This window comes from Fervidobacterium pennivorans, assembly GCF_001644665.1.
Classification (GTDB): domain Bacteria; phylum Thermotogota; class Thermotogae; order Thermotogales; family Fervidobacteriaceae; genus Fervidobacterium; species Fervidobacterium ngatamarikiense.
Genome location: NZ_CP011393.1, coordinates 399,289 through 414,173 on the forward strand (window position 1 = coordinate 399,289; position 14,885 = coordinate 414,173).

Annotated in this window: 15 protein-coding genes; 1 reads left to right on the top strand and 14 read right to left on the bottom strand. The window is 39.8% G+C overall.

Annotated features, from left to right (window positions below):
- Window positions 1–38 precede the first annotated feature (38 nt).
- The 11 genes from JM64_RS01870 to glgD all read right to left on the bottom strand — a co-directional run bounded on the left by JM64_RS01870 (window position 39) and on the right by glgD (window position 11,692).
- Entirely contained in the window at window positions 39–638 is a 600-nt protein-coding gene (locus JM64_RS01870) for a diguanylate cyclase domain-containing protein (protein ID WP_082868243.1), read from the bottom strand.
- 57 nt (window positions 639–695) lie between these two features.
- Window positions 696–1,328: a hypothetical protein gene (locus tag JM64_RS01875; RefSeq protein ID WP_064011251.1), complete on the bottom strand. Its 633-nt coding sequence runs from the start codon at window positions 1,326–1,328 to the stop codon at window positions 696–698.
- Window positions 1,325–2,338, bottom strand: a complete 1,014-nt coding sequence (mreB, locus tag JM64_RS01880) for a rod shape-determining protein (RefSeq protein WP_064011252.1) — start codon at window positions 2,336–2,338, stop codon at window positions 1,325–1,327. The genes JM64_RS01875 and mreB overlap by 4 nt, the downstream gene beginning before the upstream one ends.
- Window positions 2,338–4,941, bottom strand: coding sequence for an alanine--tRNA ligase (gene alaS, locus JM64_RS01885; protein ID WP_064011253.1), 2,604 nt, complete (start codon window positions 4,939–4,941; stop codon window positions 2,338–2,340). The genes mreB and alaS overlap by 1 nt, the downstream gene beginning before the upstream one ends.
- A 61-nt stretch (window positions 4,942–5,002) precedes the next feature.
- Entirely contained in the window at window positions 5,003–5,866 is an 864-nt protein-coding gene (locus tag JM64_RS01890; RefSeq protein WP_197473446.1) for a phosphatidate cytidylyltransferase, read from the bottom strand.
- Window position 5,867: 1 nt separating this feature from the next.
- Window positions 5,868–6,572 carry a polyprenyl diphosphate synthase gene (uppS, locus tag JM64_RS01895; protein ID WP_064011254.1) on the bottom strand — a complete coding sequence of 235 codons (705 nt, stop codon included), beginning with the start codon at window positions 6,570–6,572 and terminating at the stop codon, window positions 5,868–5,870.
- Window positions 6,572–7,126, bottom strand: coding sequence for a ribosome recycling factor (gene frr, locus JM64_RS01900; protein ID WP_064011255.1), 555 nt, complete (start codon window positions 7,124–7,126; stop codon window positions 6,572–6,574). The genes uppS and frr overlap by 1 nt, the downstream gene beginning before the upstream one ends.
- Before the next feature lie 48 nt (window positions 7,127–7,174).
- The gene (locus JM64_RS01905) at window positions 7,175–8,155 is read right to left on the bottom strand and encodes a 2-C-methyl-D-erythritol 2,4-cyclodiphosphate synthase (protein ID WP_064011256.1); all 981 of its coding nucleotides are present in this window, start codon (window positions 8,153–8,155) and stop codon (window positions 7,175–7,177) included.
- Window positions 8,156–8,206: 51 nt separating this feature from the next.
- Window positions 8,207–9,193: a DUF4899 domain-containing protein gene (locus JM64_RS01910; protein WP_064011257.1), complete on the bottom strand. Its 987-nt coding sequence runs from the start codon at window positions 9,191–9,193 to the stop codon at window positions 8,207–8,209.
- A 54-nt stretch (window positions 9,194–9,247) separates the two neighbouring features.
- Window positions 9,248–10,495 (bottom strand): glucose-1-phosphate adenylyltransferase, encoded by a 1,248-nt coding sequence (locus JM64_RS01915; RefSeq protein ID WP_064011258.1) that lies wholly within the window; start codon window positions 10,493–10,495, stop codon window positions 9,248–9,250.
- A gap of 81 nt (window positions 10,496–10,576) precedes the next feature.
- On the bottom strand, window positions 10,577–11,692 hold the full coding sequence (gene glgD / locus JM64_RS01920; RefSeq protein WP_064011259.1) for a glucose-1-phosphate adenylyltransferase subunit GlgD: 1,116 nt from the start codon (window positions 11,690–11,692) through the stop codon (window positions 10,577–10,579).
- Between the two features lie 124 nt (window positions 11,693–11,816).
- Between glgD and JM64_RS09935 the strand changes: the two genes are divergently transcribed.
- On the top strand, window positions 11,817–12,767 hold the full coding sequence (locus tag JM64_RS09935) for a DDE-type integrase/transposase/recombinase (protein ID WP_064011260.1): 951 nt from the start codon (window positions 11,817–11,819) through the stop codon (window positions 12,765–12,767).
- Between the two features lie 48 nt (window positions 12,768–12,815).
- Here the strand turns inward: JM64_RS09935 and JM64_RS01930 are convergent, their stop codons facing one another.
- The 3 genes from JM64_RS01930 to JM64_RS01940 form a co-directional block, all read right to left on the bottom strand.
- Window positions 12,816–13,331, bottom strand: coding sequence for a hypothetical protein (locus tag JM64_RS01930; RefSeq protein ID WP_082868244.1), 516 nt, complete (start codon window positions 13,329–13,331; stop codon window positions 12,816–12,818).
- A 67-nt stretch (window positions 13,332–13,398) separates the two neighbouring features.
- Entirely contained in the window at window positions 13,399–13,962 is a 564-nt protein-coding gene (gene ruvA / locus JM64_RS01935) for a Holliday junction branch migration protein RuvA (protein ID WP_064011261.1), read from the bottom strand.
- On the bottom strand, window positions 13,959–14,804 hold the full coding sequence (locus JM64_RS01940; protein WP_064011262.1) for a TatD family hydrolase: 846 nt from the start codon (window positions 14,802–14,804) through the stop codon (window positions 13,959–13,961). Before JM64_RS01940 ends, ruvA begins: the two co-directional genes overlap by 4 nt.
- Between the last annotated feature and the right edge of the window lie 81 nt (window positions 14,805–14,885).

The following is a 14,885-nucleotide window of genomic DNA, read 5'->3' on the forward strand; positions in this document are numbered from 1 at the left end:
AAATCTCCTTTCTGTAGCTAAAATACCTGGTGCTTTACTTATTTGACCATTTTGACAAGTTCTTCAAGGTTTGTTGAATCTTCGGGATACGCTGCAAATTTTACCGTTGCATCGATGTTGTGCAAAGCTAGTGCGTTTTCTATTCGCTCCTTGACCCTCAGTGCATTTTCTTTCGTGATTTCAGTTAACAGAACTATGAACTGGTCTTCCGCAGACCTTCCAACACTGTCGAGTGGAACTCTAACTAGTTCTTTGAGTAGTTTTCCAATGCTTAATAAGGCGTGTTCTTTTTCCATTTGTTCGAGTTTATCGAAATTGTTGATTGTAATCGTTACAAGTGCGTATCCAAAGTTTTCCTCAAATGCTTTTTGATGGTAGTAAGATATGAGTTTTAAAATATGTTCGTGAGAGTAAACCCTTGTGAGCGGGTCTATCATCCTACGTGTTCCAACATCTTTGATAAAATCATCAAAGACCTCGAACTGCTTTTTCATTATGGAGGAATACTCGCTTAAAAGCATCTCAAGCTCAGATTCGCGCATTTTAAGTCTGGAAACTTCGTCTTCCAGTTCTCGCATTCTTTGGATTAGCTCCTCTTTTGTTAATCTGTTGTAGTCCATGTTGCCCGTAGCTCCCATAATTGTTCCCCCCCTGTCATGAGGATTCATCTAATTCAACCTGACTGGTATTGCGCTTTATTGCTCGTTTCTATTGTCGTTCCCATAGCTTTCAAGTAAAATAACTCTTTCTGAAACTTTTGGGATGTTAATTTTGAAAATACCATTCTCGTAATATCCCAGGTGCATGCCGTAGTTTTTTAGAAGCTTTCCATACGGTAGGTATTCAGACATATAGACCTTAGCTTGAAGTTTTTCTAATGATATGTTTGGATCCGGGATAGTGATTCTATAGCCCTTGTAATAACCGGTAATGGTAAGATTGGTTGCTTCTAAAGTTACGGGAAATTCAGACTCCCACCATTTGGAAACATATCCAACATTTCCTGTCTTTTCAACAAATCCAACGAGTTGACCTTTCTCGTTTAAAACTATACCTGTCTTATTTAAATTTCGCACATAGTAACCTTTCAAATCTTCACTCAGAACCAGTAACTCATCCGGTTTTTCGTTGGCAAAAATCTTTATGTTCTGAATTGTTATGTTTTTTTCAAAATATTTTTCAATCAGCACCTTCGCATTGAAAAGTGGTGATGCAACCACTGAAAAGAACGTATGGATAGTCTGTGAAATGCTATTGTTTGTAAACACGTCGAGAAAGAAGAAGGTTAATAAAATTATGAACATCAAAGATATATAGTTAATCCTCATTCTACACTCTTTAACCTCGCCAGTATGTCGATTTTATCAAGGACCAAGCCTGCACCTTTAGCCACACAACTAAGTGGCTCGTCCGCTTGATAAACCTTTATACCTGTTTCTTTTGACAACAACTCAGCAATTCCCCTTAGTAATGAACCACCACCTGTAATAACTATTCCACGCTCAGTGATATCTGCAACAAGTTCCGGAGGTGTTTTTTCAAGTGTTACCTTAGCAGTTTCAACAATTTGCATAGCTGTTGGTCGAATCGCTTCTCTGATTTCACCACCGGTTAGTATCAATCTTTTTGGTAGACCGGAAGATAATTCTATTCCAACAACCTCGGTTTGGAGTTCATCGAATTCTTTGAGTGGGTAAACGTTTCCTATCTCTATCTTAACTCGTTCCGCGGTTCTTACACCTATTGTAACCCTGTATATCTCTCTAACATATTGCATTATTGCTTCATCGAATTCGTCACCTGCTATTCTGGTGGATGTTGCGGTAACTATGGAACCGAGTGAAATAACGGCAGCTTCCGTTGTTCCTCCACCGATATCTATTATCATGCTACCTTGGGGTTCCTCAACGGGAAGTCCCGTACCCAAAGCAGCAGCCATGGGTTCTTCAATCAAGAACACCTTTTTAGCACCTGCTTCTTTACCAGCGGTTAGCAACGCTCGGCTCTCAACCTCTGTCACACCGTAAGGAACCCCGATAACAATCCTTGGACGGAAAAACGAAAATTTTTCTTGTGCTTTGTTTATGAAATATGTAAGCATTGCAAGCGCAACATCGTAATCGGCTATGACCCCGTCTTTCAAAGGTCTGATAGCCTGGATGTACGACGGCGTTTTGCCAAGCATCTTCTTGGCTTCAGCCCCGACCTTTATTATTTCGTTTGTTTCAACGTTAATTGCAATAACCGACGGTTCGTTGATAACTATGCCTTTACCACGCACATAAACCAGCGTATTCGCCGTTCCGAGATCTATTCCTAAATCAGACCTGCCAAACATCACTGCACTTCCTTTCTTATTATCTTTTCAAATATTTCCAATGCTTCTGGTATACTTTGTGGTAACTTTCCACCAGCTTGAGCAAATGTTGGGCTTCCGCCCCCACCACCACCAAGGATTTTCGCCACAACCTTGGCAATATTTCCTGCGTGGTATTCGTTGGTCAACTCTTTTGGCACTTTCACTGTGAAGACCACCTTTTCGCCGATTTTAGAGACAAGTAAGACAACCCCCTTAATCCTTTCAGAAACCTCATCTGTCAGTTCTTTGAGAACTTCTGGGTCAATATCTTCAAACGCAGCGGATACGTAATTTACGTTATTCCAAGTTTTTACATTGCTTGCCACACTCTCTGGGTTGACAAGCTTTTTCTTGAGGGTTGCAAGTTCGCGTTCCAACATTTTCCTTTCCTCAATGAGTTTTTCAACTTTCACACTCAATTCGTTAACTGGAGCTTCCAGCTTATCTTTTAGGCTTTCTAATATCTCGTCTTGCCTACGCACATATGCAAGCGAATTAAAGCCCGTTATCGCTTCTATCCTTCTAACACCTGCGCTTACTGCACTCTCTGATACTATTTTAAATAGCCCAATTTCTCCTGTATTCTTGACATGTGTTCCACCACAGAGCTCTTCACTGAAATCTGCCACTTTTACAACTCTTACGTAATCTCCGTATTTTTCTTCAAAGAGTGCCATGGCACCTTCTTTCACAGCTTCATCGTAAGTCTTTACTTCCGTAACAACTGGAATGGCACTAAGTATTACCTCGTTGACCAGGTCTTCTATCGCTGTTATCTGCTCTTTCGTTAATGCTTGGTAGTGTGTAAAGTCAAACCTCAATCTTTCAGGTTCGACGAGCGAACCTGCTTGACGTACGTGAGTTCCTAATACTTTTCTTAGCGCAGCGTGGAGTAAATGTGTGGCAGTGTGGTTTCTCATCGTCCATTTTCTGATAGGGTCAACTTTGGAGAAAACCTTCTGACCTATGCTAAGCTTTCCTGTTAATTTTCCTCTGTGGACGATAATACCTTCCACTGGGTTATAGACATATTCGACTTCGAATTTGCCACTTTCCCAAGTTATCGTTCCCTTATCCGATACCTGCCCGCCTTTTTCTGCATAGAACGGTGTGACATCCAAAACTAGCTCGCACTGGATTGGTTCTGAAGTCTCTACGTTATCTATAAATTCATTATCTTTTCTGATTTTCATAACAGTTCCTTCGGACTCCATTGTTTCGTAACCTACGAAAACGGTCTCTATGTCAAGTGTTTCGTAACCTGTCTTTTGTGCAAACTCGACCTCACCTTGTGCTTTTCTTGACCTTTCGCGTTGCTGCTGTAAGTATGCCTCAAAACCTTTTTCATCGAGTTCGTAGTTGTTTTCTTGCGCAATATCGCGCAGGATATCTATTGGGAAGCCGTATGTATCATACAGTTTGAATGCATCTTCCGCAGTTATTTTACCCTTTGTCTCGATAATCTTTTGAACAAGCTCAAGACCCCTTGAGAGGTTCGAAATGAATTTGAGTTCTTCCCCTTTGACTATGTTCTCAACAAAACTACGCTTTTCGACTATCTCAGGATATATATGACCCATTTTTTGAACAACACTTTCAACTATCTTGTAAAGGAACGGTTCTTTTGCACCAAGAAGAACCCCATGTCTCAAAGCCCTTCTGAGAACCCTTCTAAGAACATAGCCTCTTCCTTCGTTCGATGGAAGAACGCCATCGGCTATCATGAATGTGACCGCTCTAACATGGTCAGCGATAACCCTTATGGAAACATCTTTTTTCGGGTCTTCTTTGTATTTGACGTTGAGAACATTTTGTATTCTTTCGATAATTGGTGCGAACAAGTCAGTATCGAAATTCCAAAGCACTCCTTGCATCATCGCAGAGATTCTTTCAAGACCTGCGCCCGTGTCTATGTTTTTTCTTGGCAGTGGATGGAGATTACCCTCTTCGTCTTGGTAAAATTCTGTGAAAACAAGGTTCCAAATTTCAATAAACCTTCCATCGGTATTTGCCGGTGTTGGTATACCTCCATCTTTGACAGGCACTTCAAGACCCGTATCGTAATGAATTTCAGAGCATGGTCCACATGGACCCGTAGGACCTGCGGGTCCCCAGAAGTTGTCCTCTTTCCCCATTCTAATTATTTTGTGTTCTGGAACCCCTATACTTTTCCAAATCTCGAAAGCTTCGTCATCGTATTCGTAAATTGTTACCCAAAGTTTTTCCTCTGGCATCTCAAGAACTTTCGTCACAAATTCCCATGCCCATTCAATCGCTTCTTTTTTGAAGTAATCACCAAAAGAAAAGTTACCAAGCATTTCAAAGAATGTATGGTGTCTGGGAGTCCTTCCCACGTTTTCTATATCATTTGTTCGAACACATTTCTGGCAGGTTGTAACCCTTGTATAAACAGGGTCAACCTTTCCCCAGAAGATAGGTTTGAATGGAACCATACCAGCAACAGTGAACATGAGTTGTGGGTCATCCGGTATGAGCGATGCACTTGGTAACCGTTTGTGCCCTTTGCTCTCAAAAAATGAAAGAAACGCTTCGCGTATTTCGTCACTTGTCATGTATTTCATTAATCTTCGCACCTCCGACTTAAACGTTTTAGATCGTTTTAGATTTCTTTTCTCTATTTTATCAATATAACAGATTCAAAACAATGTAAATAACAGGTGTCATGAACAACAAGCCATCGATTCTATCGAGCATTCCGCCGTGTCCTGGCATGAGGTTGCCCATATGTTTAACACCGTAATGTCTTTTTATGGATGATTCGAATATGTCGCCAAATGTATCGAAGATTCCGGTTACGAAGGTAAGTATGAGTGCCAACAAAAGGTCTATATGCATACGGGCTTTAAAAACATTGTTTGCAACAAATTGGTATATCAAGATATAAATGAATGTTCCAAATACCCCACCGTAAAACCCTTCCCAGCTTTTGTTCGGACTGTAATAGCTTCCGAATTTGTGTTTGCCCATAGTCATACCAAACGCAAAGGCAAAACTATCGTAAGACCAGGAAAGTGTTAGTGTGAGTAATGCGATTGCTGCTCCGTGTTTGTCATACAACGGTATGAAAAACGAAAGCAAAAAGCTTATGTAAATTAGGGCTATAGAGTATGCAAAATATACCTCCGTTATTATCTCTCTGTTCTTAACCCTGCTTAGTGCGAAGATTGCTCCAACCATAAAAACGGCAGCCAACAACTCCATCGGATTGTTGCGGAACACAATACCATAAAGAACTGGGTAGGTTGTAACTAAAGCTGTGTAAATTATAGAAAGCCAAGGATCATGTTTCTTCAGTGTGGTAAAGAAAAATTCCCCAGAAGATATCATAACAATGGTTGCAACAAGCCCAACCAAGCTTGGGTACGATACAAAACAAAATACGACAAATGGAGCAACTATGAACGCGCTTATAACCCTTTGTATAGTCTCTCTTTTCAACGAATTGCTCTTTTCCAAACTTTTATTAGTGTTATTTTGCTCCTGCATTTTAACCGTTTATCCCCCCGAAACGTCGCTCACGACGTCTGTAAGATTCTATTGCTTTATCAAGCTCTTCTTCATTAAAATCTGGCCAAAGAAGTTCACTGAAATACAGTTCACTGTAAGCACCTTGCCATATCAAAAAATTGCTTAGTCTCATTTCACCTGAGGTTCTGATTATGAGATCAGGATCCGGAATATCCGGTGCGTACAGGTACTTTCTAAAGGTTTCATCGTCCAAATCTTGAGGATTAGCACTCGATTCTAAGATTCTCTTCACCGCATCTATGATTTCCGCCCTACCACCATAATTTAAGGCGATTATAGCTTGTATTCTATCAAACTGCTTTGTTTTTTCCTCGTACTCGTAACACTTTTGTCTAACGGGTTCGGGAAGTTCGTGAACTCTTCCAATGAAACGTAATCTTACGTGCTCCTTTGCCATCCGTTCGTAGAATTCACCTATTTTTTCAACAAGCAAGCCTAATATAAAGTTGACCTCTTCAGGTGGGCGTTTCCAGTTCTCCGTTGAAAATGCATAGAACGTGGCGTACTTTACGCCACGTTCAGCGCACCATCGGACAACGTCTTCTATTTTGTACGCACCAACGTAATGACCATATGTTCGCGGCCTTCCTTGACGCTTTGCCCATCGACCGTTTCCATCCATTATGAATGCGATGTGCGTTAGCGGTAGTGCTTCTCTGGTCATCAGAATTCCATTATCTCCTTTTCTTTCTTTTCGAATAGTTTATCCAGCTCGGCTATATATTTGTCCGTGAGGTTCTGTATTTCTTTTTCTAGTCTTTTTTCATCATCTTCAGATATCTTTCCTTCTTTTTTAGCATCTTTGACATCTTTCAACACATCTCTTCTGATATTCCTAACAGCTATCTTCCCTTCTTCTACAATTTCTTTAGCCTTCTTGACCCATTTTTGTCTTTGTTCTGTTGTTGGTGTTGGAAAATTAATTCTCACAACGGTTCCATCGTTCACAGGAGTAAGTCCCAAATCACTTGCAAGTATCGCCTTTTCTATCGCAGATAGTAGGTTCCTTTCCCAGGGTTTGACTATGAGTTGCCTTTCTTCCGTTGTTACTTGGGCAACTTGAAGAACAGGAGTCGTAACACCGTAGTAATCTACTTTAATTTCTTCAAGAACAGCGGGTGTTGCCCTTCCCGTTCTGAGGTGTTTAAGTTCTTCTGCAATTTTCTCGACAGATTTTTTCATCTTTTCTTCTGCCTGTTTCAGGAAGGAATTTACCATCTCCCACACCTCCATCTTTCTATTTTTTAACCTTTAGATTTTCAAGCTTCAAACCTTATCAACATTGGTTACACATATTGCAGTTATTCCCCTCATCTCAGACTCAGGGTATACTCCGTTGCCGGATTTGAACTTTATCGACACTGGACAACCTAAAACATTTTCGAGCTTTTCTGATATCTTTTCCCGATAATCTTTCAGCTTAATCGGTGAAATTATAACACAATCTGCGGACGATGGGAAGAAACCGCTTTTATTAACGGTTTGAACAACTATTTCCAACATCTCCAAGCTACTGCGCCCTTTGTTTTCGTCGTTTTCTGGAAAGATTGCTCCTATGTCTTTTTTTAAAGATACTCCAAGTAGGCTATCGATGAGCGCATGGCAAAGGACATCCGCATCGGAATGACCATGGAGTCCAAGTTGAGATTGTATGTCAACTCCACCAAGTATTAATTTCCTTCCCTGGACAAGTGGATGAGTATCCCATCCGAGACCTGTTAATGTATGGTAGTCGCAAAATTTCGAAAAACGTTTCAATTTTGGATGAACATGTGACCCTTCGTTAAAACTGAAACGTTCGTACAAGTCAGGATCTATCGTATCGACTATTACTTTCTTGTACCTACTGGACTTGATGAACCTGTACAGAAGTAGTTCTTTCTGCTCTCCAGCCAGCGATACGATATACAAATCATCAACCGAGAAATCAAACAATATCCTTTCAATAATGTAAATCATCTTTGCCCCTACGGGTATTATCTTCAATCCAAGTACACGGAACCACTTTTGGTATCCGTGACGAAATTCCGCCTTGGTTGCATAGAGTAGAACCGCATCTACATTCTTCCCATCTTGAAGCACGATGCAATTTTTCTTTACAAAAGGCGGTATATCAGATTCAAAAGCCTTTTTCAAGTATTTCGGTGCATTTTTTCCGAAGAGTTCATCGTAAAACTCTTTCTTTTCTTCGTATATTAAACTTACAACTTCGTCAATATTGTCTTTATTTACAACCGTTGTTTGCAAAATACCACCTCTGTTTTTGGGCTTATTTGAGGATTAGTGTTAGTCCAAAGATTACTTACTAAATAAATAGACGATAATAAGCAAGGCACCTGTGATTAAGAGAGTGGTCATAAGCGAGATAAGGAGTTCCGTCCCTGTTGTAGATGGTATTTCAACTTTGATGGTTTTTGGATATTTTTCATGTGTTTGCTTTGGTTCATATTCACGTTGCTTTTTCTTCTTGGCAAAGTATGTTTCATCACTGAGAATTTTCAAAGCCGGGCTGACAAGTGACTTTGCCACTAATCCGTCCTTTAACTCAACTTTTATCAGATACAGGTTGCCACCTTTTACCCTAACAAGCTCTTTACTCAAAAGCGTTGCTTCTATGGAAAGTTTATCTTTGTCGAAATTTGGGAATTTCTCACGGATTTGTTTTTCGTATTTACCTGGGTTAAGAATTACGACTGGGATTTTGTCTCCAACATCAAACTGGACAATCGAAGAACCGTTGATAGGGTCAATAACGGGAAAGACCTCAGGTAAATCCGCCACATCAGGTCGTGTGTAAGCTCTTGTTACGTTTTCATCAGAAAAATCTTCCTGCATCGTAAGGAAAGTGTAAGCTGAGTATTCTTCCAAAAGCATTCCCTGGGCTTTCACTAAGACTTCCATCTTGGGGCTCCATTCTTCGAGCAAGTCACCGATGATAACTTTGAGCACTTCAATGTCGTTTTCTTTTATCGCGGTAGAAAATTCTATACCCAAAGGTATTTTTCCACGCCGATTCATCATGTTGTTGAGATATGCAAGAAATGCTATGGTAACGTCGTAAACACCTGACAATTCCTTTACTTTTTGTTTCGCTTTTTCAAGTTTCTCTTTAAATTCTCTAAGGTCTTCCTCCAAAGTAATGTCATCTATCAATTCAGAGTAACGGAAAGGAACCACCAGAAAGTCAAAATCTGGTGCCCCATTTGTCTTTCCGAAAAAATATCCTACTATTTCTTCCGCTGTTCCCTTACTGCGTGCCCTTACCTTTATGAAGTAAAGGTCCACCGTAATTCCTCCCTTTGATTGCTACGGCTAAAATTGAGTTTTCGCATTGAGACATCACAAGAAGTAACCGCCACTTTCTAGTCTGGTGCCCTTTGGAACAATTTTATCGTTGCCGACAACTACGTTTTTGCCAAACTCACAATCTTCTTCCACCACTGTGTCCATTCCAATGACAGTGATATGCGAATTGTACACTTTCTTATCGTATTTGCTCTCAGCATATTCACCCAATCCTATTTTGCAACCATTTTTGATAATTGTGTTTTCCGCAATAATTGCATCTTCAATTATCACATTATCACCAATTTCTACCTTTGTCATTATCACACTGTTTCTAACTACGCTGTTTTCTCCAATAGTTACACCTTGTGAAATGATACTGTTCTCAACTAGCCCGTGTATTTCACACCCTTCGCTAACGATAGAATTTCTTACCTCACCACTTGGAGAGATATACGCCGGTTGCATCTCTTCGGATCTTGTATATATCCTCCAATTCGGGTCATGAATATTGAATGGCGGAATGGGTCTGACAAGTTCTAGGTTTGTCTCCCAGTAAGACATAATTGTTCCCACGTCTTGCCAGTAACCTTCAAACGGGTATGCGTAAACCCTTTCTGTAGACAATATCTTTGGAATAACGTTCTTCCCAAAATCGTGCTCACTTGCCTCGTCTTTCGCATCTTCGATAAGCACCTGCTTTATGAAATCCCAGTTGAAGACATAAATACCAAGGGAAGCGAGATTAGATTTCGGTTGCTTTGGCTTTTCCTGGAAGTCAATAATCTTGTAGTCTATGTCAGTTACCATTATACCGAACCTGTGTGCCTCTGATATGGGCACTTCCATACAAGCTATGGTTGCCAGTGCACCCTTTGACACATGGTAATAAACGAACTCGCTGTAATCCATCGAATATATGTGATCACCTGATAAAACCACAACATATTCAGGATTGTATTCATCAACAAATTCTATGTTCTGATAAACAGCATCCGCAGTACCTTTATACCAAACACTCTCAGTTAGCGTAGAATAAGGCTGGAGTATAGTCACTCCCCCACCTTTTCTGTCCAGGTCCCAAGGTTTACCAATTCCAATATGTTTGTTGAGTAGATGGGGTCTGTACTGAGCAAGTACTCCCACTCTGTAAATACCGGAGTTAACGCAATTGCTCAGAGTAAAATCTATTATCCTGTACTTTCCTCCGAATTGCACTGCTGGCTTGGGAATCTTCTCAGTCAGCACTCCCAACCTCGTTCCCTGACCACCAGCAAGTATCAACGCAACTACATTTGTCATTATAAACACCCCCAAATTAAACATGGAAAAGCAAAGAAACAACAGCCATGAAAAGTGCGAAAAATCGCTCAATCCGGAATGTTAGACGACCATCCATTTTTCGAGTACAACAGGCTCAAAGTCTCCGACAAGCATCTGTTCAGCCCTTATTACACAGTTCTTATCAATTATCGCATTTCTAACAATTGCACCTTCCTCGATTACCGTATCCTGCATCACTATAGAATTCTCAACCCTTGCACCAGCTTTTACGACAACTCCTCTAAACAACACAGAATTCTTAACGTTTCCCGAGATTATACAACCATCCGCTATTATTGAATTGCTCACTTTTGCAGTATTGGTATATTTAGCAGGTGGATAGTCTTTTAGCTTAGTGTATACTTTACCGTATTTGACGAAAAGCTCCTCACGGAGCGCTTGACTGTTCAGAACTTCCATGTTCATCTTGTAATACTCGTTGATACCTTTTTTCACATTTCTCCAATATCCTTTGAATTCGTACGCATACACACGAAGTTTCGAAAGGTTCGGTATAACAACATCCAAAAGTAAATCGTACTTACCTGCTGGAACTGTGTCATATAGAAGTTCGAGTAGCAGGTATTTGTTGATAAAGTAAACCCCCAAGAAGGCTTTTCGAGTCGGTGGATTTTGGACCTTTTCTTTTATCTCTATAATCCTTCCGTCGGGTTCTGTAACAACCGTTCCATACTGTGTTATATCGTATGTGTCATCCAGCTCCTTAACAAGTAACGTAATGTCTGCACTTTTCGCAAAGTGGTATCTGAACAAGTCGTCGTAAAGCATTTTGTATATATGGTCCCCAGAGCCTATCAATACGTAATCTTCATCACCTCTTCGAAGCATTGTTGTGTTCTGGAAGATAGCATCCGCAGTCCCTCGGTACCAATATTCACCAGTCATACCAATGTAGGGCTGTAGTATGTAAAGACCGCCGTGTTTTCTATCAAGGTCCCATTCTTTCCCAGAACCGAGGTGGTCCATCAGACTTCTTGGATTGTATTGCGTTAAAACACCTACTTTGTATATTCCGGAATTCACCATGTTACTGAGCGTGAAATCTATTGCCCTGTATTTTCCAAAGACTGGAACTGCGGCACTTGCTCTTTTGTACACAAGCTTACCCAGAGCATCGCTTTTACCACCAGCCAAAATTAACCCCAACACCTTCATTGGACCACCCCCAAAGTTTATTAGATAATGTTAACTAAAAGTATTGAAACTTTCCAAAAACCGCATTATCCTTATAAAGAGGGGACACCCCCCAACCAACTCTCGACAAAGGAGGTATCCCGATATGAACAACTCAACGCTCTCTTGTCCAAAATGCGGTTCCACCAGCTTATACAAAAACGGTCATGACAAATACGGTAACCAACAATTCCTTTGCAAACTCTGCCATCATTCTTTCAAACTCTCCCATTCTCACAAACGCAAAAACTTCTCTTTCCCTTATCCCAAATGCCCTTCTTGTGGTAAATCTATGGAAATTTACAAAGTCCGTCGCTCTTTCGTCGTCTTCCGTTGTAGAACTTGTCGTACCAAAGATAGAGTACCTTTTAACCTCCCCGAACCAGTCACCCTTATTCCTGAGAAATTTAAATATTTCCGTTTTCCTATCTACTTCATCTTAAAAGCTTTCGTTTTGTATATGAAACACAATATGTCTTATCGCTCTCTTGCTCATTCTCTTAATATCAAAGTATCTCATGTCACCATATACAAATGGGTTATTAAATTGTGTACTTTATTCTCTGTACTTTTTCCAACATTTACCATCGAAAATGTTTTCTCAGTTCATGCTGATGAAACTGTTCTTGTGTTCAAAGAACAAAAGTACTATGTTTGGCTATTAGTTGATCACGAAACTAACTTAATTCTTTGTTGGCATGTCTCAAAGTATCGTGATATGGGACAAGTCAAAGTATTGCTCGAGAAGTTCTTTGGTAATTCAAAACCTAAAAACATTGAACTTATTACTGATGGACTTGGTGCATATGAAAGTGCAGTAAAGCTGTTGTTCAGAAATATCAATCACGTAGTGGTACCGCTCGGTAAAAACAATCAATGTGAATCTAAGTTTTCATTGTTGAAAGACTTTTTCCGACTCAAGCGAGGGCTGAAGAATACGAAGAACTTAGCGAAATATATTCAAGGATTTTGTGTAGTGAAGAATCTTTGGAAAACGCACAATGGCAATATCAATCGCATTCTTTCACAATTACACTCTTTCATCACTACAAGTTAACACTATCGCAGTATTCCGGAATTCTTTTATGAGAGATATGAATATTAACTACACGGTTGCATTCAAAATAATTCCAACAAGCAGTTCTGGAATCTTCATACCTGCCATAAGCGCGTTTATAGCCATCGTAAGTAAAAGAATCTGTTGTAACAATTTTTCTCGCTCCGTAGGATCCACTGTTTGTTGAAGCTTTCTATACAGTTCATCTATCTTCCTTTCGATTTCGTTTCTTTTCAAATTACTGTCCTCACCTATTTTGTTTTGTTGGTTTTCTTGTGAGGTATTACCATTTTGCTGCCCAGGTACATAGATTAAGACTTTGGTTTTACCTGCAACTGCCGCTAGGAAAGAGCCTCGTTTTTGAACATCAAGGTATATACCGCCGTATATTATAAATCCACCCTGCTCAGCAGCTTGCTTTTTAAAGTCAATATAATTTGCAAATTCTTGGCTCATCACTCTTAGGAAGCTTTGACTCGCCGGTGCACCAAAAGGAACACCGGGTTCTCCGGGATCTAATTTGTAACCCAAGACGGGGTTGACCACACTTGGTGAATTTGTCACGGAAATTCCACCAACAGGACCTACCCCATACTAATACCTTCTTTCTTCATTCTTTCCTTATGTTTCTTTACATCTTTGACAAAATCTTGAGTGCTTCTTTTATCAATTTCGATAGATTTGCATCTGGAGATTCTTTCCTTGCTTGTTTTACTGCATTTTGGGCTTGTGTTTTCGCATATCCAAGTGATACTAGCGCTTCGATTGCTTCAAGTGAGACATTATCAACCTGCACCGGCTCAAATTCATCCTTAAGTTCAGCAACTATTCTTTCTGCCGTTTTTCTTCCAATACCAGGAATTGATGAAAGTCTTTCAATGTCACCATTTGCAATTGCCGTTGATAAAAATTCTATACTTGCTGAAGATAGAATCTTTATCGCACTCTTTGGTCCTAACTTTGATACTTTTATGAGCTTTTCAAATACATCTCTCTTTTCCTTCGAATCGAAACCGTATATACTTATATCTTCTTGCGTTACTATCAGTTTTGTAAACACAATGATTTCTTGTTCTTCCTTTGTTTCCGAAAAACTTTCCGCATCGCAAATAATACCAATTACTAAACTACCGATGTTAACTAGTACTTTTCCTTCGCTACGTCCCAAAAATTTTCCGCGTACTAGCTCTATCATTTTTCATCATCTCCAGATTCCGTGCCTTGTTCAATGTTTTTAAAACTGTCATCAAAGCTACCTTCAAAGATTTCTTTAACATTTTTCCATAATTGTTCCGAGATGTCGTAATTAAATATTTTTTCGAGTTCCTCATAGACATATGATACATAGGCTGGTTCATTTCGTTTACCTCTGTAAGGTTGTGGTGGTAGATAAGGACAATCCGTCTCTGGAACGATATTTTCCTCTCCTATTATTTTGACCACTGACCTTAGCATTTCGTTCTTTGGATAAGTGATGGGACCTCCAATTCCTATTTTAAAGCCCAATTTAACAAAACGCTTTGCCCAAATCTCATCACTACTGAAAGCATGTACTATTCCACGTAAGCTTCCATAAGAAAAGGCTCTAAGAATGTCGTATGTATCATCGTATGCATCCCTGATGTGTAAAATTATTGGTAGTTTTAAGTGAAGTGCCAGTGTCACCTGGTCGGCAAAAATTTTCTTTTGAACATCCACAGGAGATAGATTCCGATAGTAATCCAAACCTATCTCGCCTATAGCAATAACTCTATTTACTTTCGTTGCACTTTTTTCTAAAATATCAAGGTATTCTGTTCCGGTTTTGAAAGCATCTTTTGAATCATGCGGATGAATTCCTATAGCTACGTAGGTGTTTCCCAGATTTTTGGCGACATCAATGCATGGTTGTATATCGTTCAAACTTGTCGAAACGTTCAGGACAAAACGTAGCCGAGAAGTCCTTTCGAGGACACTTTGGAAATCTGATTTGAAATGTGGCATATGTAAATGTGCATGAGTATCTACAAGTTTTTTTTCATATCTTTCTATTTCCATTTTTTTATTCCTCCTTTTTCTGGTATAATTATACCAGAAATGCTAAAATTTTTTACAGTTGCTCTGTTTTATCGACAAAAA